Source organism: Bradyrhizobium sp. USDA 10063 (assembly GCF_054063735.1).
The window spans coordinates 6,709,203-6,732,010 of the sequence record NZ_JBSSGP010000002.1 but is presented as its reverse complement, the minus strand read 5'-3'; the positions used below and the strand labels follow the sequence as shown (position 1 = coordinate 6,732,010).

At 64.7% G+C, this 22,808-nt stretch carries 18 protein-coding genes; 11 read left to right on the top strand and 7 right to left on the bottom strand.

Translation table 11 applies throughout. The features are described from left to right. The first annotated feature begins 132 nt into the window (after nucleotides 1–132). From ACVJGD_RS33750 to ACVJGD_RS33735, 4 genes are all read left to right on the top strand, one after another. Nucleotides 133–1,173, top strand: coding sequence for a class I fructose-bisphosphate aldolase (locus ACVJGD_RS33750; protein WP_456638253.1), 1,041 nt, complete (start codon nucleotides 133–135; stop codon nucleotides 1,171–1,173). Continuing rightward, entirely contained in the window at nucleotides 1,174–1,860 is a 687-nt protein-coding gene (locus ACVJGD_RS33745; RefSeq protein ID WP_456638252.1) for a thiamine phosphate synthase, read from the top strand. It begins immediately after the preceding gene. Then, on the top strand, nucleotides 1,857–2,939 hold the full coding sequence (locus tag ACVJGD_RS33740) for an SEL1-like repeat protein (protein ID WP_456638251.1): 1,083 nt from the start codon (nucleotides 1,857–1,859) through the stop codon (nucleotides 2,937–2,939). The genes ACVJGD_RS33745 and ACVJGD_RS33740 overlap by 4 nt, the downstream gene beginning before the upstream one ends. A gap of 87 nt (nucleotides 2,940–3,026) precedes the next feature. After that, complete coding sequence (locus ACVJGD_RS33735; RefSeq protein ID WP_456638250.1) at nucleotides 3,027–3,818, top strand: inositol monophosphatase family protein; 792 nt, start codon at nucleotides 3,027–3,029, stop codon at nucleotides 3,816–3,818. 145 nt (nucleotides 3,819–3,963) lie between these two features. Here the strand turns inward: ACVJGD_RS33735 and ACVJGD_RS33730 are convergent, their stop codons facing one another. Together ACVJGD_RS33730 and ACVJGD_RS33725 are read right to left on the bottom strand one after the other, a co-directional pair. Then, a complete protein-coding gene (locus tag ACVJGD_RS33730; RefSeq protein WP_456638249.1) occupies nucleotides 3,964–7,122 on the bottom strand; it encodes a multidrug efflux RND transporter permease subunit in 3,159 nt (1,052 codons plus the stop codon). Between the two features lie 6 nt (nucleotides 7,123–7,128). Continuing rightward, nucleotides 7,129–8,337, bottom strand: a complete 1,209-nt coding sequence (locus ACVJGD_RS33725; RefSeq protein WP_456638248.1) for an efflux RND transporter periplasmic adaptor subunit — start codon at nucleotides 8,335–8,337, stop codon at nucleotides 7,129–7,131. Between the two features lie 487 nt (nucleotides 8,338–8,824). On the opposite strand from ACVJGD_RS33725, the gene ACVJGD_RS33720 reads away from it, so the two are divergent. From ACVJGD_RS33720 to ACVJGD_RS33710, 3 genes are all read left to right on the top strand, one after another. Beyond that, complete coding sequence (locus tag ACVJGD_RS33720; protein ID WP_456638247.1) at nucleotides 8,825–9,826, top strand: flagellar motor protein MotA; 1,002 nt, start codon at nucleotides 8,825–8,827, stop codon at nucleotides 9,824–9,826. A gap of 129 nt (nucleotides 9,827–9,955) precedes the next feature. Continuing rightward, nucleotides 9,956–10,984 carry a peptidoglycan -binding protein gene (locus ACVJGD_RS33715; RefSeq protein ID WP_456638246.1) on the top strand — a complete coding sequence of 343 codons (1,029 nt, stop codon included), beginning with the start codon at nucleotides 9,956–9,958 and terminating at the stop codon, nucleotides 10,982–10,984. Between the two features lie 88 nt (nucleotides 10,985–11,072). Further along, a complete protein-coding gene (locus ACVJGD_RS33710) occupies nucleotides 11,073–11,567 on the top strand; it encodes a GNAT family N-acetyltransferase (protein WP_456638245.1) in 495 nt (164 codons plus the stop codon). Nucleotides 11,568–11,722: 155 nt separating this feature from the next. Here ACVJGD_RS33710 and ACVJGD_RS33705 read toward each other — a convergent pair whose 3' ends face one another. Next, entirely contained in the window at nucleotides 11,723–13,582 is a 1,860-nt protein-coding gene (locus ACVJGD_RS33705) for an ABC transporter ATP-binding protein/permease (protein WP_456638244.1), read from the bottom strand. 185 nt (nucleotides 13,583–13,767) lie between these two features. Between ACVJGD_RS33705 and rpmE the strand changes: the two genes are divergently transcribed. Beyond that, complete coding sequence (rpmE, locus tag ACVJGD_RS33700; protein ID WP_456638243.1) at nucleotides 13,768–13,995, top strand: 50S ribosomal protein L31; 228 nt, start codon at nucleotides 13,768–13,770, stop codon at nucleotides 13,993–13,995. Nucleotides 13,996–14,117: 122 nt separating this feature from the next. Here rpmE and rcdA read toward each other — a convergent pair whose 3' ends face one another. Together rcdA and ACVJGD_RS33690 are read right to left on the bottom strand one after the other, a co-directional pair. After that, entirely contained in the window at nucleotides 14,118–14,630 is a 513-nt protein-coding gene (gene rcdA, locus ACVJGD_RS33695) for a protease adaptor protein RcdA (RefSeq protein WP_456638242.1), read from the bottom strand. 553 nt (nucleotides 14,631–15,183) lie between these two features. Then, entirely contained in the window at nucleotides 15,184–15,375 is a 192-nt protein-coding gene (locus ACVJGD_RS33690) for a DUF1192 domain-containing protein (RefSeq protein ID WP_456638241.1), read from the bottom strand. Between the two features lie 122 nt (nucleotides 15,376–15,497). Here ACVJGD_RS33690 and ACVJGD_RS33685 point away from each other — a divergent pair, with 122 nt between their 5' ends. Next, nucleotides 15,498–16,499: an NAD(P)H-quinone oxidoreductase gene (locus tag ACVJGD_RS33685; protein ID WP_456638240.1), complete on the top strand. Its 1,002-nt coding sequence runs from the start codon at nucleotides 15,498–15,500 to the stop codon at nucleotides 16,497–16,499. Between the two features lie 120 nt (nucleotides 16,500–16,619). After that, nucleotides 16,620–19,496 carry an EAL domain-containing protein gene (locus ACVJGD_RS33680; protein WP_456638239.1) on the top strand — a complete coding sequence of 959 codons (2,877 nt, stop codon included), beginning with the start codon at nucleotides 16,620–16,622 and terminating at the stop codon, nucleotides 19,494–19,496. Between the two features lie 187 nt (nucleotides 19,497–19,683). Here ACVJGD_RS33680 and ACVJGD_RS33675 read toward each other — a convergent pair whose 3' ends face one another. Next, nucleotides 19,684–19,968: a DUF7662 domain-containing protein gene (locus ACVJGD_RS33675; protein ID WP_456638238.1), complete on the bottom strand. Its 285-nt coding sequence runs from the start codon at nucleotides 19,966–19,968 to the stop codon at nucleotides 19,684–19,686. A gap of 138 nt (nucleotides 19,969–20,106) precedes the next feature. On the opposite strand from ACVJGD_RS33675, the gene ACVJGD_RS33670 reads away from it, so the two are divergent. Next, on the top strand, nucleotides 20,107–21,600 hold the full coding sequence (locus ACVJGD_RS33670) for a diguanylate cyclase (protein WP_456638237.1): 1,494 nt from the start codon (nucleotides 20,107–20,109) through the stop codon (nucleotides 21,598–21,600). A 135-nt stretch (nucleotides 21,601–21,735) separates the two neighbouring features. On the opposite strand, the gene ACVJGD_RS33665 is transcribed toward ACVJGD_RS33670, so the two are convergent. Beyond that, nucleotides 21,736–22,617 (bottom strand): UTP--glucose-1-phosphate uridylyltransferase, encoded by an 882-nt coding sequence (locus tag ACVJGD_RS33665; protein WP_456638236.1) that lies wholly within the window; start codon nucleotides 22,615–22,617, stop codon nucleotides 21,736–21,738. Nucleotides 22,618–22,808: the final 191 nt, after the last annotated feature.

Below are 22,808 nucleotides of genomic sequence, written 5' to 3'. Positions count from 1 at the left end.
TACTACTTGCGTTAATCTCGTCCTGTTTTGACCGGCCGCAAACCATCCGCCGCGGCGAACGTTTTCTAGGCAATTGCCCGATAACCGCCTATTTTGGTTTGCAAGGGCATGAAACCATCTGGAGGACGTTCCATGAATCTCGCTGACCTCAACAAGATCGCGCTTGCCATGGTCACCCCGGGCAAGGGCATTTTGGCCGCCGACGAATCCTCAGGGACCATCAAGAAGCGCTTCGACGCGATCGGCGTGGAATCGACCGAGGAGAACCGTCGCGACTACCGCGAGATGCTGTTTCGCTCGACGGAGGCAATGACCAAATATGTCTCCGGCGTCATCCTCTATGACGAGACGATCTGGCAGAACGCGAAGGACGGCACGCCGCTGGTCAAGCTGATCGAGCAGGCCGGCAGCATCCCCGGCATCAAGGTGGACGAAGGCACGCAAGCCCTGCCCGGCTGCCCCGGCGAACTGGTGACCGTCGGCCTCGACAAGCTCGCCGAGCGCCTGAAGAAATATTACGAGCGCGGCGCGCGCTTCGCGAAATGGCGCGCGGTGATCGACATCGGCAGCGGCACTGACGGCCAGGGTATCCCCACCACGACCGCGATCCATGTCAATGCGCATGCGCTGGCGCGCTACGCCGCGCTGTGCCAGGCTGCACAGATCGTGCCGATCGTCGAGCCGGAAGTGCTGATGGACGGCGGCCACGACATCGACCGCTGCTATGAGGTGACGCAACACGTGCTCCACACCGTATTCCAGGAATTGTTCGCGCAGCGCGTCGAACTCGAAGGCATGGTGCTGAAGCCGAACATGGCTATATCCGGCAAGAAGAGCCCGAAGCAGGCACCGGTGCAGGAGGTCGCGGAAAAGACCATCCGCCTGCTGAAAGCCTGCGTGCCCGCGGCCGTGCCGGGCATCGCCTTCCTCTCCGGCGGCCAGAGCGATGAAGAGGCGACCGCGCATCTTGACGCGATGAACCGGATCGGCGGCCTGCCCTGGAAGCTCACCTTCTCCTACGGTCGCGCGCTGCAGGCGGCGCCGCAAAAGGCATGGTCCGGCAAGGCCGAGAATGTCGCGGCCGGCCAGCGCGCCTTCACCCACCGCGCGCGCATGAACGCGCTCGCGAGCAAGGGTGAGTGGGAGACCGGCCTGGAAAAGAAGGTGGCATAGTTGGCCGCAAAGCCCGTTCCGCCGCGCCCGGCGCCGCGCCTTTATCTCGCGACGCCGATAGTGGACGATCCCTCTGAACTCGTCGCAAGCCTGCCTCTCCTGCTTGCCGCGGCCGACGTCGCGGCCGTGCTGGTGCGGCTGCGCGAGACCGACCAGCGCACGATGATCTCGCGCGTGAAGGCGCTGGCGCCGGTGATCCAGAACTCCGGCGCCGCGCTCCTGATCGACGGCCATGTCGAGCTCGTCGCACGTGCCGGCGCCGACGGCGCGCATCTCACCGGCCTTGCCGCGCTGGAGGAGGCGCTGCCGTCGCTGAAGCCGGACCGCATCGCCGGCGTCGGCGGACTGCCGACGCGGCACGAATCGATGGCCGCGGGCGAGCTCGGCGCCGATTACGTGCTGTTCGGCGAGCCCGACGCGCGCGGGCAGCGGCCGTCGGCGCAGGCAATTGCCGAGCGGCTGAGCTGGTGGGAAGAGTTGTTCGAGCCGCCCTGCGTCGGCTACGCCACCTCGCGCGAAGAGGCTTTTGAATTTGCATCCGCCGGCGCAGACTTCGTCCTGGTCGGCGACTTCATCTTCGCCGATCCGCGCGGCGCCGGCACAGCGCTCGCCGAGGTCGGCGCGACCATCCAGGAAGCGCATGCCAGCGCGTCCGAGAAAGCACGGGCAGGACTGACGCCGGAATGAGCCTCCTGCGTCCGATAGCGGTGGTGCTCGGCTGCGCTGTGCTGACGACGACGGGCGCGGTCGCGCAGGTTTCGCTGACGCCGCCCGCGGCGCAGGCGCCGGCCAGCAAGCCGGCTCCGAAGAAGGAAGAGCCGAAGCACACGCCAAAGCCGAAGGCCGCTGCAGAGAAGAAGCAGGCTGCGCCGAAGCCGGCGCCCTCGCCGACACCATCGCCGAGTCCGACGCACCCGTTCGACGATCCCAACGTCGATCTCGTCTACGGCGCCTATCAGCGCGGCCTCTACAAGACCACCTTCGACCTCGCCACCAACCGCGCGAACTACGCCCGCGACCCCAAGGCGATGACCATGCTGGGCGAGCTCTATGCCAACGGGCTTGGCATCAAGCGCGATTATGGCAAGGCCATCGAATGGTACCAGCGTGCGTCCGATGCCGGCGACCGCGAGGCGATGTTCGCGCTCGCGATGATGCGGCTTGCGGGCCGCGGCGCCCCCGTGAACAAAGACGAGGCGGTGAAGCTGCTGGCGTCCTCGGCCAAGCTCGGCAATCCCAAGGCGGCCTATAACCTGGCGCTGCTCTATCTCGACGGCCAGACGCTGCCGCAGGACCTCAAGCGCTGTGCCGAATTGTTGCGCATGGCGGCCGACGCCGGCAGTCCCGAAGCGCAATACGCGCTCGCGACGTTCTACAAGGAGGGCACCGGCGTGCCCAAGGATCTCGAGAAATCGGTGCGGCTGTTGCAGGCGGCCTCGCTCGCCGACAATGTCGATGCCGAGGTCGAATATGCGATCGCGCTTTACAACGGCTCCGGCACGCCGCGGAACCAGCCGGCGGCGGTGGCGCTGTTACGAAAGGCCGCCCGACAGAACTCGCCGATCGCGCAGAACCGCCTCGCCCGCCTGCTCGCCACCGGCCAGGGCGTGCCGCAGGACAAGGTCGAGGCGCTGAAATGGCACACCGTCGCCAAGACCGCCGGCAAGGGCGATCCGGAATTGGACGAGATATTGCTGGACATGAGCCCGCAGGACCGCGCCAAGGCCGAGGAGGCCGCGCGCAAATGGCTCGGCACCGGCAAATGACGCCTTGACGGCGCCATTCCGAGAGGGCACGCAGATCGGAAATCTCCGACGACATTGGGCCGTCCCCCCACCCGACAAGCCTCCATCATGCTCTATTCCGCCCTCATCAACGTCATGGTCAAGGCCGCGCGCCGCGCCGGCCGCAGCCTCAAGCGCGATCTCGGCGAGATCGAGCACCTGCAGGTGTCACTGAAGGGGCCGGCGAATTTCGTCTCGCTGGCCGACAAGCGCGCCGAGGAGATGCTCTACACCGACCTCGCCAAAGCCCGCCCGGGCTATGCCTTTATCGGCGAGGAAGGCGGCACCCGCGAGGGCAGCGACAAGAGCCATAGCTGGATCGTCGATCCGCTCGACGGCACCACCAACTTCCTGCACGGCATCCCGCAATTCGCGATCTCGATCGCGCTGGCGCGCGAGGGCACGGTGATTGCCGGGGTGATCTACAACCCCGCCAATGACGAGCTCTATATCGCCGAGCGCGGCAAGGGCGCCTTCCTCAACGACCAGCGGCTGCGCGTCGCCGGCCGCCGCAAGCTCGACGAATGCGTGGTTGCCTGCGGGCTGCCCCATATCGGCCGCGGCGACCATGGACTGGCACTGAAGGAGATGACCGCGCTGCAGAACAGGGTCGCCGGCTTCCGCCGCTTCGGCGCCGCCTCACTCGACCTCGCCTTCGTCGCCGCCGGCCGCCTCGACGGCTATTGGGAACGCAACCTGCAGCCCTGGGACATCGCCGCCGGCCAGATCATGGTGCGCGAAGCCGGCGGCACCGTGAGCGGGATCGCGGGCAATGACGATCCGCTGAAAACGGGGCACGTGGTGTGCGGCAACGAATTCGTGCACGGCGAGCTTGTGAAGATTCTGAAGCCGCTGGGGTAACCGGCGCTTCCGCTCGCACCACCACACTCGCCGTCATCATCCGCGAAGGCGGATGATCCAGTAATCCGCGGCGCCAGTGGTGCGCCTTCTCCGATCCGGTGAGTACTGGATGCCCTGCCTGCGCGGGGCATGACATCGATTGTGCTTATGGCTTCTGGGGAGCCGGTGCCGGCGGTCCGTGCGGCTGCTGTGCCTTGGCGTCCTTCGGCTCGCGGTCGCCGGCGAGCACACGCTGGACGCTGACGAAGAACACCGGGACCATCAGCAGCGCCAGGATCACGACCGCGATCATGCCGCCCATCACGACGGTGCCGAGCGCCTGCTGGCTGGCGCCGCCGGCGCCGGTGGCGATCGCCATCGGGAACACGCCGAACACGAAGGCGAGGCCGGTCATCAGGATCGGGCGGAAGCGCAACGAACAGGCTTCGATAGTCGCCTCGATCAGCGGCTTGCCATGGGCACGCAAATCCTTCGCGAATTCGATGATCAGGATGGCGTCCTTGGCGGCAAGGCCGATGATGGTGATCAGGCCGACGGTGAAATAGACGTCGTTCGGTAGTCCCCGCATCGTGGCGGCTATCACAGCGCCGGTAACACCGAGCGGGATGGTCAAGAGCACCGCGAGTGGAATCGTCCAGCTTTCATAGAGTGCAGCGAGCAGCAGGAAGACCACCAGCACCGACAAGGCCAGCAGGAACGGCGCCTGCGAGCCCGAGAGTTTTTCCTGCAGCGACTGGCCGGTCCACTCGTAGCCGAAACCGCGCGGCAACAGGCCGGCGAGCCGCTCCATCTCGTTCAGGGCATCGCCCGAGGTGTAACCTGGGCGCGCCTCGCCTGAGATGCGCACCGCGGGATAATAGTTGAAGCCCGCGATCTGGGTCGGCCCCTTCTGCCATTCGATCGAGGCGAACGATGAGAACGGCACGAGCTGGCCGCGGTTGTTCTTGACGTTGTAGTTCAGGATGTCATCCGCATTCATGCGGGTGAACTTGTCCGCCTGCACCACGACGCGCTGCATGCGGCCGCGGTTCGGGAAATCGTTGATGTAGTTCGAGCCAAGATTGGTCGAGATCGTATTGTTGATGTCCTCGAAGGTGACGCCGAACGCGCCGGCCTTTTCGCGGTCGATCACCAGATTGACCTGCGGCGCCGGCGGCAGGCCTTCGATATAGACCTTTTGCAGCACCGGGCTGGCATTGGCGTCCGCGACGAGGCGGTCGGCGGCGGCAGTGAGCGCGGCATAGCCCTTCTGCCCGCGGTCCTGCAGGCGGAACGAGAAGCCGGAGGAGTTGCCGAGATTGTCGATCGGCGGCGGCTGCAGCGCCGAGATCCTGGCGTCGCGGATCGATGACAGGTCGCGGTTGATGTCCGCGACGATCGCGGCCGCCGAATCCTTCGGACCACGCTCCGACCAGTCCTTCAGCGTGATGAAGGCCTGCGCGGTGTTGAAGCCCTGGCCGAGAAAGCTGAAGCCGGTGAGGAACGTGACGTTCTCGACGGCGGAGCGCGCCAGGAGATATTTCTCGACCTTCTCGATCGCGGCCTCGGTGCGGGCGTAGGACGAATCGGACGGCGTCTGCACGTCGGTCGTGATGAAGCCCTGGTCGTCGACCGGCAGGAAGCCGCCGGGCAGCCGCACGAAACCCCAGCCCAACCCGACCAGGAGCGCGACATAGATCAGCATCAGGCGCCCGGTACGCTTCAGCGTCGCGCCGACCGTGCGTGTGTAGCCGCCGCGGGTTGCATCGAGCCCACGGTTGAACCAGCCGAACACGCCCCTGCGGGCATGGCCGTGCCCGGCAGTCACGGGCTTGAGCAACGTCGCGCACAGCGCCGGCGTCAGCGACATCGCAAGCAGCGCGGAGAACGAGATGGCGGCGACCATGGTGACCGAGAACTGCCGATAGATGATGCCGACAGATCCCGGGAAGAAGGCCATCGGGATGAACACGGCGACCAGCACCAGCGTGATGCCGATGATGGCGCCGGTGATCTGCGACATCGCCTTGCGCGTCGCCTCCTTCGGCGACAGCCCCTCTTCGGCCATGATGCGCTCGACGTTCTCCACCACGACGATGGCGTCGTCGACGAGGATGCCGACCGCGAGCACCATGCCGAACATGGTCAGCATGTTGATGGAGTAGCCGAGGATCATCAGCGTTGCGCAGGCCCCAAGCAGCGCGACGGGCACCACGATGGTCGGAATGATGGTGTAGCGGATGTTCTGCAGGAACAGGAACATCACGATGAAGACCAGCACCACGGCTTCGACCAGCGTCGACAGCACCTTCTCGATCGCCGCCTCGACCACGGGCGTGATGTTGTAGGGGATCTCGTAGGAGATGTTGGCCGGGAAGAAGCGCGACAGCTCCTTCATCTTGGCTTCCACCGCGCTTGCGGTCGCCAGCGCGTTGCCCGTCGGCGACAGCAGCACCGAGAGGCCCGCCGTCGGCTTGCCGTTGAGGCGCGTCTGGAACTGGTAGCTGAGGCCGCCGATCTCGATCCGTGCGACGTCGCGCAGGCGCACCGTCGAGCCGTCCGGGTTGGCGCGCAGGATGATGGCGCCGAACTCGTCCGGCGAGGAGAGCTGCCCCTTCACCAGAACGAGCGCCGAGACCCGCTGCGCGTCCGTCGCCGGCTCGGCGCCGATGCTGCCCGATGCGACCTGCGCGTTCTGCGCTGATATCGCCTTGTTGACGTCATCGGCGGTCAACCGATAGCCGACCAGCTTTGCCGGGTCGAGCCAGATGCGTAAGGAGCGCTCGGTCGAATAGAGCGTGGCGCGGCCGACGCCGGGAATGCGGCGGATTTCGCCGAGCACGTTGCGGATCATGAAATCGCCGAGGCCGACCTCGTCGAGGCTGCCGTCGGTCGAGTTCAGTGTGATGATCTGCAGCACGGCGCTGGAGGCTTCCTCGACCAGGATGCCCTGCTGGATCACGGCGCGCGGCAGGCGCGCCTCGATGCGCTTGAGGCGGTTCTGCACCTCGACGGAGGCCTGGCTGGTTTCGGTGCCCGGCACGAAATTGGCGATGATTTCGACTTGGCCCAGCGAGTCGCTGGTCGATTCGAAATTCAAGATGCCGTTGGCGCCGTTCAGTTCCTCCTCGATCAGCCGGGTGACGCTGTTATAGAGGTTTTCCGGTGAGGCGCCGGGATAGCTGGTCGAGATCGAGATCGAGGGCGGCGCGATGATCGGATATTGCGCGATCGCCAGCAGCGGAATCGAGATCGCGCCGATCAGGCATATGAAGAGCGCGACGACCCAGGCAAAGATCGGCCTGTCGATGAAGAAGCTCGGCATCTCCGATCACCGCAGCGCTTGCGCGGCTTTATTTTCACCCTGCCCACCGATCGAAGCATCCGCCGACTCGGTGAACGCCTGCGGCCGGACCTTGTCGCCTGCCGCGAATTTCTGGAAGCCCTCGACCACGACACGGTCGCCGGACTTCAGACCTTCGGTCACGAACACCTGTCCGTTCTGCAGCGAACCGGTGCGCACAGCCTGCACCGCGACGTGCCCATCGTCCTTGACCAGGAAAACCTCGCTGCCGCCGCCGCCGTTGCGCTGGATCGCCTGCTGCGGCACGGCGATCGCGTCAGAGTCGATGCCCTGCTCGATCAGCACACGCACATACATTCCCGGCAGCAATTCGCGCCTGGGATTCGGGAACTCACCGCGAAGCGTCACCTGCCCGGTATAGGCGTCGACCTTGGCGTCCGAGAACAGGAGCTTGCCTGAAATTGGATAGAGCGCACCATCGTCCTGCACGAGGCGCACCTTCATCGCGTCGGCCGCGATGCGGTCAAGCTCGCCGGTCTCGAATGCGCGGCGCAGTTGGTTGAGCTCGGTGACCGACTGGGTGAAGTCGGCATAGATCGGGTCGATCTGCTGGATGGTCGCAAGCGAAGTGGGATCGTTCTGCACCACCAGCGCGCCTTCGCTGACCAGGGCGGCGCCGACAATGCCGTCGATCGGCGCGCGGATGGTTGCATAATCCAGATTGAGCTTGGCGCGCGCGAGATCGGCCTCACGCGCCGCAACATCGGCTTCGGCCTGGCGCTGCGCGGCGATCGCCTTCTCGTTTTCGGCTTCGGGCATCGCCTTCTGGCTGTACAGCGTGGTGACGCGATGCGCGTGCTGAACCGCCTGATCGAGCACGGCCTTGGCCCGCGCGAGCGCGGCCTGATTCGACTGCACCTCGACCTCGAACGGCCGCGGATCGATACGATACAGGGGATCGCCGGCCTTGACTTCGGTGCCCTGGTGGAAGAGGCGCTCGACGACGATGCCGGAAACGCGCGGGCGGACTTCGGCGACTCGCGTCGGCGCGACGCGACCGGGCAACTCGCGCAGCACCGCCCGCGGCTGCGGCTTGGCGACGACAATGCTGACCTCGGGTAAGGGAGCCTCCGCCGCAGCGGTCGCGGCAGTCGGCTCGTCACAGCCGGCTAGTAGTGGCGCCGTGGCGGCCAGCATCAGGAGAATGCATGCCGTTCGCGCGCGTAGTCCGGACATTGAAAGCGTCGCCCCGAGTTTGAGTTGTTGAACACAAGTCCAAGCGCGGCGTCGCTGCCGACTCCACGCCATCCACGGTGATTAGGATAAGAGCAGGGTGCTGCGACGCAATACATCGGGCGGGCGGCTCAATGTCACATACGGGAACACCTTGAGTTAGAAAAGCTTTCTTCGATTCACCGGATTGTGACATCAATTCTATCGAAGCTTGTAGGTATTTTATTACGCCGATCGAGAGCTGCGCCGACTACCGACTCACCACGCGAGTTCGTGCCCCATGACGGGCCTACTCCATTCCGAGAGCCCCAACCACGAGCCTAGGTTCCGCAACCTCGCATCCAGGGCAGCATTTCCGGTCGCATTGAAGCAGCCGATCACGCCACATCAGTCGGAGTTCTGGTGACACTCCGGTTTCCGATCTTTCTTCCCATGGCCGCTGTGCCATATTGGCTGCCCAACGCGGCTTTTCGCAACGGACATGCCGGCAATGCCCTCCTCTCCCCGCTCCGACATGGAGACCGAACTCAGCAAATTGTCCTCTCCACGGATCTTCCTGGTGCGGATGCTGGTATTTCTGGTGCTGTGCGCGCTGATCGGCATCGTCCTCTACAAGCAGATCGTCGTCGCCTTCTTCGCCAATCCGGGGCTGAACGCGCTGATCGGCGCGGTGCTGTTGATCGGCATCATCCTGTCGTTCCGCCAGGTGATCCGGCTCTATCCCGAGGTGCGATGGGTCAACAATTTCCGGATTGCCGATCCAGGGCTCGCGATTGATCGGCGACCGACATTGCTGGCGCCGATGGCGGCGATCCTCGGCGGCGAGCGAAGCGGGCGAATGTCGATCTCGCAGCAGACGATGCGGCATCTGCTCGATTCCATCGCGACCCGCCTGGACGAGGCGCGCGACATCTCGCGCTACATGACCGGCCTGCTAGTGTTCCTCGGCCTGCTCGGCACCTTCTGGGGCCTGATCGAAACCGTCGGTTCCGTCGGCAAGGTGATCGACGGGCTGAAGGTCGGCGGTGACGCCGGCGCACTGTTCGACACACTGAAAGAAGGCCTGGCCGCGCCGCTCGGCGGCATGGGCATCTCGTTCTCGTCCTCGCTGTTCGGCCTCGCCGGTTCCCTGATCCTCGGCTTCCTCGACCTGCAATCGAGCCAGGCGCAGAACCGTTTCTACACCGACCTCGAGGACTGGCTCGCCACCACCGTGCGCGAATATGGCGGCGGTGACGGCGTCGCAGTCGCAGGTGCCGGCGGCAACCTGCAGCACGCGATCGAGCGGCTGCGCGTCGCGGTGGAGGAAGGCGCCGGAACCCGCGGCACCACGGCGGCGATGGCCAATCTCGCTGAAGCGATCCAGGGGCTGGTTGCGCATATGCGCACCGAGCAACAGATGATCCGGGAATGGGCCGACGGCCAGGGCGAGCAGAACCGGGAGATCAAGCGCCTGCTCGAACGCCTCGCGCGCCAGCCCGAGAAGAGTTAGAGAGACGGTGCCGATTTGAAGACGGACGAGAGCCACCCGGATCGCCAATGCGATCCGACCTCTCCCTCCGGGAGAGGTGTAACCCGGGGCTGCTGTCGAAGTACAATTACTGGCTAGAAGAGAGTCAAAATGGCCCTTGCCCGTGCCCGCCGCGGTGAATCCGGCTTCAACTACTGGCCGGGCTTTGTGGACGCGCTGTCGACTCTGGTGCTGTCGATCGTGTTCCTGCTCTCGGTGTTCCTGGTGGTGCAGTTCTTCCTGTCGCAGGAAGTCTCCGGCAAGGACAAGGCGCTGGAGCAGCTCAACGCCAAGATCGCTCAGCTCAACGATATGCTGTCGCTGGAAAAGCTCGGCAAGCTCAGCCTCGGCGAACAGATAGCCCAGCTCCGCGCCGGGCTTGCGTCGGCCGAAGGCGAGCGCGACCGCATCAAGGGACTCTATGAGGGCCTCGCCAATGCCGGCAGCGATGCGCAGGGCCGTGCCACCGAGCTCACCAAGGCGCTCGATTCCGAGAAACAGGTCTCCTCGCGGGCACTGGCGCAGATCGAGGTGCTGAACCAGCAGATCAGCGCATTGCGCCGCCAGCTCGCTGCGCTCGAGGAAGCGCTCGATGCCTCCGAGAAACGCGACAAGGAATCGCAGGGCCGCATCGCCGATCTCGGCCAGCGATTGAACGTGGCGCTGGCGCAGCGGGTGCAGGAGCTGTCGAGATACCGCTCGGAGTTCTTCGGCCGCCTGCGCGCCATCCTGGGCAACCGGCCGGACATCCGCATCGTCGGCGACCGCTTCGTGTTCCAGTCGGAAGTCTTCTTCGACACCGGACAAGCCACGCTGTTGCCCGAAGGCCGCGCCGAACTCGACAAGCTCGCGGCCGCCCTGATCGACCTCGACAAGCAGATCCCAAGCGAGATCCCCTGGGTGCTCCGCGTCGACGGCCACACCGACGTGCGGCCGATCAACAGCCCGGTGTTCAAGTCGAACTGGGATCTCTCCGCCGCTCGCGCGATCTCGGTGGTGCAATATCTGGTCTCGCTCGGGGTGCCAGCGCAGCGGCTCGTCGCCGCCGGCTTTGGCGAATTCCAGCCGCTCGACGCCGCGCAGACCGAGGAAGCCTACAAGCGCAACCGCCGCATCGAACTGAAGCTGACGGAACGGTAACGGCAATGTTGGCGTGGCTGCCGCCACAGCGTCATGGCCGGGCCTGTCCCGGCCATCCACGTTCTTTGGCGCCGCGAGCAGGAGGGACGTGGATGCCCGGGACAAGCCCGGGCATGACGGCGATGGTGGCCGCTTGAGCGATCCTTTTAATCTCCGCCCCTACCGCGCCGAGGACGAGGACGCAGCAATCGAGCTTTGGCGGCGCACCTGGCAGCAGGCCTATCCCTCGATCGATTTCGATGCGCGTGTGGCGTGGTGGCGCGAGCGCTGGCGCGGCGAACTGGTGCCAAAGGCAACCATCATCGTCGCCGAAGAGGCGAATGCGCTGGTCGGCTTCGTGACCATCGATGGAAGCGGCTATCTCGACCAGCTCGTGGTCGATCCGGTGCATTGGGGCTCGAAGCTCGCGTCGGCTCTGGTCGATGAAGCCAAGCGCCTTTCGCCTGATGGCGTGACGCTGCTCGTGAACAAGGACAATGCGCGCGCCATCCGTTTTTATGAACGAAACGGCTTTGTGCATGCCGGCGAGGACGTCAACCCGACGTCAGGACGCCCTGTGCTGAAGTTGGAATGGAAGCCGTAACGGGCAATTGCTTTCCACAAACGTCGCCGTCATGCCCCGGCTTGGCCGGGGCATCCAGTATGCCGCAGCTTCTCCGTGTCCCACGACTGTCTCTGGAATACTGGATCACCCGCCTTCGCGGGTGATAACACCTGTGGTTGGAGAACGAGGCGAGTTTACGCGCCTTCAAACTGCAATCTTGCCAACCTGGCGTAGAGCCCGTTCGCGGCGACCAGCTCGGCGTGGGTGCCCTGCTCGACGATCCTGCCGTGCTCCATCACCAGGATGCGGTCGCAGGACAGCACGGTCGCAAGGCGGTGCGCGATGACGAGCGTGGTGCGGTGGCGCATCAATTCCTCCAGCGCGGTCTGCACCAGCGTCTCGCTTTCGGCATCGAGCGCGGAGGTCGCTTCGTCGAGCAAGAGCAGCGGTGCGTCGCGCAGGATCGCGCGCGCGATCGCGATGCGCTGGCGCTGGCCGCCCGACAATGTCACGCCGCGTTCGCCGAGCTGGGCCTCGAAACCGCCGGGCAGGCGGCGCAGGAACTCGGTCGCATGCGCAAGGTCGGCGGCGCGCTCGACTTCGGCATCTGACGCATCAGGCCGGCCGAAGCGGATGTTCTCGCGCGCCGACGTCGCAAACACCACGGTATCCTGCGGCACCAGCGCCATGCGCGAGCGCACGTCGTTCGGGTTCGCCTGCCGGATCGGCACGCCGTCGAACGAGATCGTGCCCGAGGCGGGATCGTAGAAGCGCAGCAGGAGATGGAACAGCGTGCTCTTGCCGGCGCCGGAGGGACCGACGATCGCGACCTTCTCGCCCGAGCGCACGGCGAACGAGACGCCGTCGACCGCCTTCACCTTCGGCCGCATCGGATAGGCGAAGCTGATATTGTCGAACGCGACGTCGCCGCGGGCGGGCTGCGGCAGCGCGCGCGGCGTAGCCGGCGCCGTGATCTCCGGCTTGACCCGCAGGATCTCGAACAGCCGCTCGGCCGCACCGGAAGCGGCGGAAATCTCGCCCCAGACCTCGCTGAGCTGGCCGAGGGCGCTGGCGGCAAACGCGGTGTAGAGGATGAACTGGCTCAACCGTCCCGGCGTCATCGCCCCCGCGAGCACGTCGTGCGAACCGACCCAGAGGATCGCGACCACGCTCGAGAACACGATGAAGATGATGATCAGCGTAAGCACGGCCCGAGCGCGAGTGGAATTGCGCGCGGCCTCATAGGCCTGCTCGACCTCGCGGCCGAAGCGCGTGGCGGCGAGCCGCTCGCTGGTGAAGGCCTGCACGGTCCTGATGGCGCCGACCAGCTCGGACGCATAGGCGCTGGCTTCGGCGAGCGTGTCCTGGGCATTGCGCGACAACCGCCGCACCCAGCGCCCGAACGCGACCAGCGGGATCACGATGATCGGGATCGCCAGGAGCACGAAGCCGGAAAGTTTCGGGCTGGTCACCACCATCATCGCGGCGGCACCGAGGAACAGCATCATGTTGCGGAGCGCGATCGACACGGAGGCGCCGACCGCTGACTTGATCTGGGTGGTATCGGCGGTGAGGCGCGACACCAGCTCGCCGCTGCGCGCGGAATCGAAGAAGGAAGGCGACAACGAGATCAGATGCGCGAACACGTCACGCCGGAGATCGGCGACGATGCGCTCGCCGATGGTCATGACCAGATAGTAGCGCGAGGCGCTGGCGCCGGCGAGCACCGCCACCACCGCGATCATCACGCTGAAATAGCTGTTGATCATTGCGATGCCTTCGGCCGTGAAGCCGAAGTCGATCATGCGGCGGACCGCGACCGGCACGATCAGCGTGGTGATCGCCGCAACGGTCAGGGAGATCAGAGCGAGGATTGCCCGTCCGCGGTAGCGCGCCACATAGGGCGCCAGCGCCAGCAGCGGCTTCAGCCTGGCGCGGCTCTTCGTTTCCGTCTCGGTCAAGGTGGATTCGACCAGCGCTTCGCCTTCGAGCAGCGCGTCGCGCCGCGGCGGTATCGTGTTGGGCGGGTGGTCAAGCTGTTCGGCTGCGCTCATCGGGACAAGGACCAGTTTTTACTTTTTCCAGATAGGCCCCGCCGCAGCGGCTGGCAAATCCGGAAGAGTCCTAATCCGGTAACCTCCGATGGCTTGTTTTAGGGGTCCCCTTACGCTATAGAGCCGCCCAAATCCCGTATCTTTGGACCACTTGCGACGGGCGCCGGCGCCCCGAAGGAACTACCATGAAAGCCGATATTCACCCGAATTATCATACGATTACGGTCGTGATGACCGACGGCACCGAGTACCAGACCCGCTCCACCTGGGGCAAGGAAGGCGACAAGCTGCAGCTCGATATCGACCCCAGGTCGCATCCGGCCTGGACCGGCGGCTCGCAGCAGATCCTCGACCGTGGCGGCCGTGTGTCGCGGTTCCACAAGAAGTTTTCGGGCTTTTTGAAAAAGGAGTGAGCGGCTTCGCCCGCTCCTTTCCGAGTCCAACAAAAACGCCCCTGCTCGTTCAGGGGCGTTTTTTGTTTCCATCCGTCATTGCGAGCCAACGGGTCGCAATGACATGTGGATGAAGTTTCTGCTTACTGCTCGAACGCGGCCTTCAGGCGGTTGAGCTGCGGCACCAGCGGGTTGCCGATCGCGGCTCGGTCGGAGGGCGGCGCGTGGATCGAGCTGTCGAGCCGGCGTACGCGCGCCTGCAGGCTCATCGAGCGGGCGATCAGCTCCTGCAATGGTTGCGGCAGTTTCTCGATCAGTTCCGCCGGGCCCGGATCGGCCGCGGAGAGCTTGACCTTGGTCTTTTCGCGATTGGCCTGGGTCAGCGTCATCTCGCCTTCCTTCACCGCGCGATGCAGCAGCAGCCATGAGGCAAGCTGCATCAGGCGGGTGGTCAGGCGCATGCTTTCGGTCGCATAGGTCAGACTGACGGAACGTTCCAGCGCCTTGGCCTGGCTGCGGCCGTCGCCATCGAGATAGGCCGCGGTCTCCTCGACCAGGTCCATGCCCTCGCGGAACAAGGTTCCGAACGCCGCAGAATTGGTCAGCCGCTCACTGAACAGAACAAGTGCGGAATCGCTTTGCGACCGCTCCAGCATGGTTAACGCCCTCACGCCACTTTTAATCTTTGTTTGAGCATGATCTTTTTTGGATCATGCCTTTCCCCGCCGCCGGCCTTTGCGCCAGCCTATGGTGAACAAATCATTGCGCTTGTGGGACGAAGAGTCCAGACGCATCCGGATTTATGGTTTCCGGCCGCATGGCGAGACGACAAGCCTGTGACAAAGTCAAAAAAGAGCCGCCGTTTCCGGCGGCTTTGAAGTTGATAACAGGGAGGCGTCAAACAGAGTGGACAGGAGCCACTCGGTGTCCAAACGAGGACGATGCAGTCATAAACGAGAAAGCTTAATTGATCGTAAATGAGCGATTTTGTTTAAGCTTCGTTTGCCATATCGGCCATTGGCCTAGTTTGGGACAATAGCGCTGTCGTCCCGGGCTTGACCCGGGGACCCATAACCACAGGCGCTCGTTGTTGCGGCAGGCTGGGGCCAAGCTCGGCCCCTCCCGACCAGTGGTGGTTATGGGTCCCGGATCGGCGTTCGCTTCGCTCACTTGTCCGGGACGACGGATGGAAGCATCGTTGCGTAAGCGCTACGACTTGAAGAAGCTGTTGGCGGCTTCCTTGGTGGCACGCTTCTTGGTGACCGCCTCGCGCAAGCGCTCGACTTCGGCCGAGAGCATCGCGATGCGGTCGGTCAATTCCTCGACCGAGAGCAGCGACAGGTCCTGCCCGATCTCGTGCGAAATCTTCTTCCGCGGCCGGTCGTCATCTTCCATCGCCATGCGCGTCCTCCGTGCTTTGCTTCAGCTCTGTCACGATCCCGTTGCGGCAGTTGCCAGCCCGATCGGGGCTCGGTAATCAACGTGCCGCGTCTGGAATCCTCGCATTCTGCCAAGGAAAAACCATGGAAAAGCTGCCCGCGCAAATGACCGTCATCGGCATCAGCAAGCCCGGCGGGCCGGAAGTCCTGCTGCCGGAGAACCGCCCGGTTCCGGTGCCGGGGCAAGGCGAGATCCTGGTCAAGGTGAAGGCGGCTGGCGTCAACCGGCCTGACGTGGCGCAGCGTTCCGGTTCCTACCCCCCGCCGCCCGGCGCGAGCGACCTGCCCGGGCTCGAGATATCAGGCGAAGTGGTTGCGGTCGGGCCCGGCGCCACCAGGCACAAGGTCGGCGACACCGTGATGTCGCTGGTCGCAGGCGGCGGCTATGCGCAATATTGCATCGCGCAGGATGCGCAGGCGATGGCGGTGCCGCCGTCGCTGTCGATCGAGGAAGCCGGCGCGCTTCCCGAGACGCTGATGACGGTGTGGCACAACGTGTTCGAGCGCGGCGCTCTGCAGAAGGGCGAGACGCTGTTGATCCATGGCGGCTCCTCCGGCATCGGCACCATGGCGATCCAGCTCGCCAAGGCATTCGGTGCCAAGGTGATCGTCACCGTCGGCTCACAGGACAAGGCGGAGGCCTGTCTCAAGCTCGGCGCCGATCGCGCGATCAACTACAAGAGCGAGGATTTCGTTGCCGAGGTGAAGGCGTCAACCGACGGCGCCGGCGCCAACGTCATCCTCGACATGGTCGGCGGCGATTACATCGACCGCAACTACGACGCGGCCGCCGTCGAAGGGCGAATCGTGCAGATCGCCTTCCTGGCCGGGGCGCCGAAAGCGAGCGCCAATTTCGCAAAGTTGATGGTGAAGCGCTTGCACCATACCGGCTCCACGCTCCGCCCCCGTAGTCATGCGGACAAGGCGGCAATGGTCGCGGCGATCGAGGCCAAGGTGATGCCGCTACTCCGCGAAGGGCGCGTAAAACCGCTGATGGACAGCACTTTCCCGCTGGAAAAGGCTGCCGACGCCCACCGGCGGATGGAAACCAGCGCGCATATTGGCAAAATTGTGTTGGTCGTCTAACGCTTCCACTGCCCAGTTCAACCGGAAACCCTTTGATTTCCTTCGCTTTCGTGGCATTTATCCGGGAGCGGCGGGGCGCCGGTTCGCCCGCATGAATCGTGAAAGCGCGGAGTACTGACATTGCGTCTGATCAGGTGGCTTGCGCCGCTTGCGCTGGCCCTCATGATGGTTGTCGGCGCGTCCCCGGCGCGCGCAGTTGACGCCGTCAGCGTCCGCAGCGACGCGCCCGCGATCGATCTCACCGCCGTTCTCGATCACCAGCGCAGCGACACCGACCGCATCCAGGTCTCGACCGCACCCGGCACCGACGGCATCGTCCGCCGCATCGAGGTGCGCGCCCGCGAGGGCGGACAATATTGGGTGGTGTTCGCGCTCGCCAACAACACCGACGACCAGCTCGACCGCCTGATCGTCGCGCCGCATTACCGCATCGTGTCGTCAGGCCTGTTCTGGCCGGATCTCGGCCTGTCGCGCATCGCCACCATCACGCCGTCGGTCGGCGACCGCCCGGAGCGGCAGGAAAGCCCGACTGCGGATGTCTTCCGCATCACGCTCGATCCGGGCGCGGTCGTCACCTATGTCGCGGAATTGCGCACCGACAAGCTGCCGCAGCTCTATCTCTGGGAGCCGGAATCCTACAAGGACAAGGTCAACTCGTTCACGCTCTACCAGGGCATCGTGATCGGTATTTCCGGCCTGCTTGCGCTGGTGCTGACGATCCTGTTCGTGGTCAAGGGCAGCATCATGTTTCCGGCAGCCGCCGCGCTCGCCTGGGCGGTGCTGGTCTATATCGGCGTCGATTTCGGCTTCTGGGCCAAGGTGCTGGACATGTCGAACAACGCCGAGCGCGTCTGGCGCGCGGCGGGCGAGGCGATCCTCGCAGCGACGCTGCTCGTGTTCCTGTTCGCCTATCTCAATCTGAGCCGCTGGCATGTGCGCTATTCCCACATCACCATCGGCTGGCTGCTGTTCCTGGGATCGCTGGTGGCGCTCGCGCTGTTCGATCCGGCGGTGGCTTCCGGCATCGCGCGCATGTCGCTTGTCATGATCGCCTTCGCGGGCTTCGCACTGATCGTCTATCTCTCGACCCACGGCTTCGACCGTGCGGTGCTGTTGATCCCGACCTGGTTCCTGCTGGTGGTCTGGGTGGTCGCGGCGGGCATGACGGTGGCGGGCAGCGTTACCAACGACATTGTCGGCCCTGCCCTGCTCGGCGGCCTCGTGCTGATCGTGATGCTGATCGGCTTCACGGTGATGCAGCATGCCTTTGCCGGCGGCGGCGCCACCACGGGCGTCGTCTCCGACGTCGAGCGGCGGGCCTTGGCGCTGACCGGCTCGGGCGACCTGATCTGGGACTGGGACGTCTCCGCCGACAAGGTGTTCACCAGCCCCGAGACCGAGGCCCTGCTCGGCCTGAAGCGCGGCACCCTGGAAGGGCCGGCGGCGAAATGGCTGGAGGTGCTGCATCCGCTCGACCAGGACCGTTTCCGCGCCGCGCTCGACAGCGTGCTCGACCAGCGCCGCGGCCGCCTGGTGCAGGATTTCCGGCTGCGCACGCCGGACGGCCATTTCATGTGGTTTGCGCTGAAGGCGCGACCTGTCGTGGGCTCCGACGGCGAGGTCTCGCGCGTGGTCGGCACGCTCACCGATGTCACCGACATCAAGAATTCCGAAGAGCGGATGCTGCATGACTCGGTCCATGACAATCTGACCGGCCTGCCGAACCGCAAATTGTTCATGGACCGGCTCAACGCGGTCGCCAATCTCGCAAAGACGGTGCCGACGCTGCGGCCGACCTTGATGGTGATCGACCTCGACCGCTTCAAGCAGGTCAACGACTCCGTCGGCATGGCGGTCGGCGATTCCATCCTGCTGACGCTGGCGCGCCGCCTGACCCGCATCCTCAAACCCCAGGATACGCTGGCGCGACTGGCCGGCGACCAGTTCGGCCTGATCCTGTTGTCGGAGCAGGATCCGGCGCGGATCACCGCCTTTGCCGAGACCATCCGCAAGACCATCCGCGCGCCGATCGCCTTCAACGACCGCGAGATCTTCCTGACCGCCTCGATCGGGCTCGCGCTCTCCGACCCGCAGACGCAGCTCACCGACGAGATCATCAAGGACGCCGAGCTTGCGATGTATCATTCCAAGCGCATCGGCGGCGACCGCATCGACGTCTACAAGCCGGCGATGCGCGCGCGCAAGACCGACCGGCTGACGCTGGAGAGCGAGCTGCGCCGCGCCATCGAGCGGCAGGAGATCACGATCCTCTACCAGCCGATCGTGCGGCTCGAAGACCGCTCGATCGCCGGCTTCGAGGCCCTGGCGCGCTGGGACCATCCAAAACTTGGGCGGATGTCGCCGTCCGAATTCATCTCCATCGCGGAGGAGATCGGCCTGATCGTCGATCTCGGCACGTTCGTGATGGACCAGACGGCGCGCCAGCTTTCGATCTGGCAACGCGCGATGCGCGCGCGCGAGCCGATCTTTGCCTCCGTCAACGTCTCCTCGCGGCAATTGCTGCGCCACGATCTGATCCACGACATCAGGACCGTGCTGTCGCGCTCCTCGGTCGCGCGCGGCACGCTGAAGCTGGAATTGACGGAATCGCTTGTCATGGAGAATCCGGAGCACGCCGCGCAGATGCTGGCACGCATCCGCGAGCTCGGCACCGGCCTGTCACTGGACGATTTCGGCACCGGCCACTCCTCGCTGTCCTACCTGCAGCGTTTCCCGTTCGACACCATCAAGATCGACCAGTCCTTCGTCCGCACCACGAGCCGCGGCACGCGGCCCGTGATCCTGAAATCGATCATCGCGCTCGCCCATGATCTCGGCATGGACGTGGTGGCGGAAGGCGCGGAAACGGATTCGGATGCGGTCGAGCTCTACCAGCTCGGCTGCGAATACGCGCAAGGCTTCGCCTTCGGCGAGCCGATGGACGCCGAGGCCGCGATGCGACTGCTCACCGAGGAACGGCTCGAAGCCGCGAGCTGATCTTCCGCCGTCGTCCCGGGCTTGACCCGGGACCCATAACCACAGGATGGAGTTGTTGAGCACTCCGGAACGACGGCTCAGTGTAACAATAATGCCCTGTGGTTATGGGTCCCGGCTCAAGGCCGGGACGACGAGGTAGAGATGGTTGACGCCTCACTCCCGCACCTCGTAGCGCCGCCGTCGTCGGTTATGAGTCCCCACTTTCGCGGGGACGACGGGTATCGCGCGGCAGCCGCTTGAACTTCACGCCGTTGCCGTCAGCCTGGCGCGTGGCGACATAACCGGCCTCGAGACAGGCTTCGCGCTGCGGCATCCTTTCCTGCGGGCTGCGGAGGCTGTCCCACCAGGAGGCGCGCTGCGCCGCGCGCGGCAGCGGCGCGTCGATGATAGCCTCGATCTCCTCGAAGCTGAGAACCAGTTCGGGCAGCGTCTGCTTCTTCAGGTAATCCCGCAACGGGCCGTAATCGTTCACGTCAGGTCCTCAAAAACTCACACCATTGCCGAAAATCGTCAGTCGAACCAACCAACCGTTAACCCATTCGCGGTTCGCTGTCGCCGTTTAAGGCAGCAACAATGTTTCCGGTGCATGAAGGGTGGCCCGGGACCAAACATGCCACACGAACGGCGACAACAAGCAAGGCGACGCTGGCGGCTATCGACGAAGCTCCTGATCGCTTCCTCGGTCGCGACCGTGATCGGCTTTTCCACCGTCTGCACCAGCGTCATGCTCGACATGCGCCGCGGCGAGGAAGAGCTGGCGCGGCAGACGCTGGAAAACCTCGCCGCCGGCATCGACGCCGATATCAGCCGCAACATCGAATTGTTCGACCTGTCGCTGCGCGCGGTCGCCGGCGCCATGGTGATGCCGGAGATCAAGCAAGTCAGCAAGGAGGTCCGGCACCTGATCCTGTTCGACCACGCCGCCACCGCAAAGCACTTTGGCGCAATCCAGGCGTTCGACAGCACGGGGCAGTTGGTGGTCGATGCGTCGACGCTCGATCCCCTGCCGGAGAACCGCAGCGACGAAGAATATTTCTCCATACATCGCGACCAGCCCTACACCGGCCTCTACATCTCGAAGCCGATGCTCCACCGCAGCGCCTATGCGATCGTGCTGAGCCGGCGCATCAGCGGCGAGGACGGGAGCTTTCTGGGCGTCGTCGCAGGCTCGATCCGCTTCAGCTATTTCCACGAACTGTTCGGCCGGCTGACGCTTGACCCCGGCGACACCATCACCGTTCTGCGTCGCGACCGCACGATCATCATGCGCACGCCGTTCGATCTCGATGTCATCGGCACCAATCTGGCGGAGCGTCGCAACTGGACGCCGAACAATCTGAAGGAGAACGGCTCCTATTCCGGTGCCGGCCCGATCGACCCGACGCCGCGGCTCTACGTTCGCCGCAGCGGAAACGGCCCGCTGTTCACCGTGGTCGGGAAGCCGTTGGACGGAGTCTTCAGTCTCTGGCGCAAGGAAGCGATCCGGATCGGCGCCATCATGGCGGCACTGGTCCTGTTCGTGCTCGGCACCACGGCGTTCCTGGCGCGCGAGATCGGACGCCGCGCCGAGGCCGAGGAGAAGCTCGAGGAACTCGCGACCACCGACTCCCTCACCGGCTTGCGAAACCGGCGCAAGTTCGATGCCGAGATCGACACGGAATGGCGACGCGCCGGCCGCCATGAGACACCGCTCGCGCTGCTGATCATCGACGCCGACCATTTCAAGGCGTTCAACGACACCTATGGTCACCAGGCCGGCGACCAGGTGCTGGTCGGCATCGCGATCTGCATCTCGGATTCGGTCCGGCGGGCCGGCGATTGCGCGGCACGCCTGGGCGGCGAGGAATTCGCGGTGCTGCTGCCCGGCCACTCCGCCGTGGAAGCGTTCACCGTGGCCGAGATGATCCGCCGCAAGGTCGAGCAATGGTCTGACGGCGAGACCATCACCACCGTCAGCATTGGGATCGCGAGTCTCACGCCTTTGGCCGGCCAGAACTGGGCCGATCTGGTGGAAGCCGCGGACAGGGCGCTCTATGCCGCCAAGGCCAATGGCCGCAACCAGAGCGTGGTCGCAAGCCTGCAGGCGCTGTCGCTGGTGGCGTGAGACGCCACAGCCGTCATGCCCTGCGAAAGGCGGGGCATCCAGTACGCCCGACTTTCAGAGATCAATCGCTAGCGTCGCCGAATACTGGTTCATCCGCTTTCGCGGATGATGACAGCGCGAGTGAACTCCTCGCCGTCACTTCTCCAAATACTTCCTCATCTCCGCGAGCAGGCCGTCGCGCAGCTCGGGGCGTCGCAGGCCGTAGGCGATGTTGGCGCGCAGGAAGCCGGCTTTGGAGCCGCAATCGTGCCGCTCGCCTTCGAACTCCACGCCGTAGAATTTCTGCGTCTTCGCCAGCCCGATCATGGCGTCGGTGAGCTGGATCTCGCCGCCGGCGCCGCGCTCCTGCGTTTCGAGAATCTCGAAAATTTCGGGCTGCAAAATATAGCGGCCGGTGATCGAGAGGTTGGACGGCGCCGTGCCCTTCGGCGGCTTCTCGACCATGCCGTTGATCTCGAACATCGTGGGATGGGCGTGGCGCGGCCCGACGCCGCAGATGCCGTATTGGTGAGTGAGATGGTCGGGCACGGCCTCGACCGCGATCAGGTTTGACTTCTCGCCGAGCTTGCCCGCGGCTTCGATCATCTGCGCGAGGCAGCCCGGCGTGTTCAGCACCAGTTCGTCCGGCAACACCACGGCAAACGGCTCATTGCCGATAATGTCGCGCGCGCACCACACCGCGTGGCCGAGCCCGTGCGGCGCCTGCTGGCGGGTGAAGCTGACGGCGCCCGCTTCGGGCTGGTTCTGCGCCAGAACGTCCATCTCCGCCTTCTTGCCGCGCGCGACAAGCGTGGTGTCGAGCTCGAACATCCGGTCGAAATGGTCCTCGATGACGGCCTTGTTGCGTCCGGTGACGAAGACGAAATGCTCGATCCCGGCCTCCTTCGCCTCGTCATACACGTATTGAATGAGCGGCTTGTCGACGATGGTCAGCATTTCCTTCGGCATTGCCTTGGTGGCGGGCAGCACGCGGGTACCGAGACCGGCGACGGGGAAGACGGCTTTACGGATTTTCATGGGAATGTCGGGCGCCTTGAAATGTGTGAGACGGGCATCCCACCTTGCTATCTGGTTTGCAGCCGGGAACAAAGGCGGATGTGTGATGCCGCGTCGCTTTTGTCGTTGTGACAGATCAAAACAAAATCTCGCCTTTGTTAAGCTGTTGGAAACCGTCACAAGGCCTTCTGAACCAATCGTTGGAACGGGCA

Coding starts and splice junctions, on each gene's coding strand:
- ACVJGD_RS33690 (WP_456638241.1), bottom strand. CDS start 15,375: ATGGCGATGGAAGATGACGACCGGCCGCGGAAGAAGATTTCGCACGAG.
- ACVJGD_RS33705 (WP_456638244.1), bottom strand. CDS start 13,582: ATGAGCGCAGCCGAACAGCTTGACCACCCGCCCAACACGATACCGCCG.
- ACVJGD_RS33730 (WP_456638249.1), bottom strand. CDS start 7,122: ATGCCGAGCTTCTTCATCGACAGGCCGATCTTTGCCTGGGTCGTCGCG.
- ACVJGD_RS33725 (WP_456638248.1), bottom strand. CDS start 8,337: ATGTCCGGACTACGCGCGCGAACGGCATGCATTCTCCTGATGCTGGCC.
- ACVJGD_RS33685 (WP_456638240.1), top strand. CDS start 15,498: ATGGAAAAGCTGCCCGCGCAAATGACCGTCATCGGCATCAGCAAGCCC.
- ACVJGD_RS33665 (WP_456638236.1), bottom strand. CDS start 22,617: ATGAAAATCCGTAAAGCCGTCTTCCCCGTCGCCGGTCTCGGTACCCGC.
- ACVJGD_RS33750 (WP_456638253.1), top strand. CDS start 133: ATGAATCTCGCTGACCTCAACAAGATCGCGCTTGCCATGGTCACCCCG.
- rcdA (WP_456638242.1), bottom strand. CDS start 14,630: ATGCTGGAGCGGTCGCAAAGCGATTCCGCACTTGTTCTGTTCAGTGAG.
- ACVJGD_RS33740 (WP_456638251.1), top strand. CDS start 1,857: ATGAGCCTCCTGCGTCCGATAGCGGTGGTGCTCGGCTGCGCTGTGCTG.
- rpmE (WP_456638243.1), top strand. CDS start 13,768: ATGAAAGCCGATATTCACCCGAATTATCATACGATTACGGTCGTGATG.
- ACVJGD_RS33715 (WP_456638246.1), top strand. CDS start 9,956: ATGGCCCTTGCCCGTGCCCGCCGCGGTGAATCCGGCTTCAACTACTGG.
- ACVJGD_RS33670 (WP_456638237.1), top strand. CDS start 20,107: ATGCCACACGAACGGCGACAACAAGCAAGGCGACGCTGGCGGCTATCG.
- ACVJGD_RS33720 (WP_456638247.1), top strand. CDS start 8,825: ATGCCCTCCTCTCCCCGCTCCGACATGGAGACCGAACTCAGCAAATTG.
- ACVJGD_RS33735 (WP_456638250.1), top strand. CDS start 3,027: ATGCTCTATTCCGCCCTCATCAACGTCATGGTCAAGGCCGCGCGCCGC.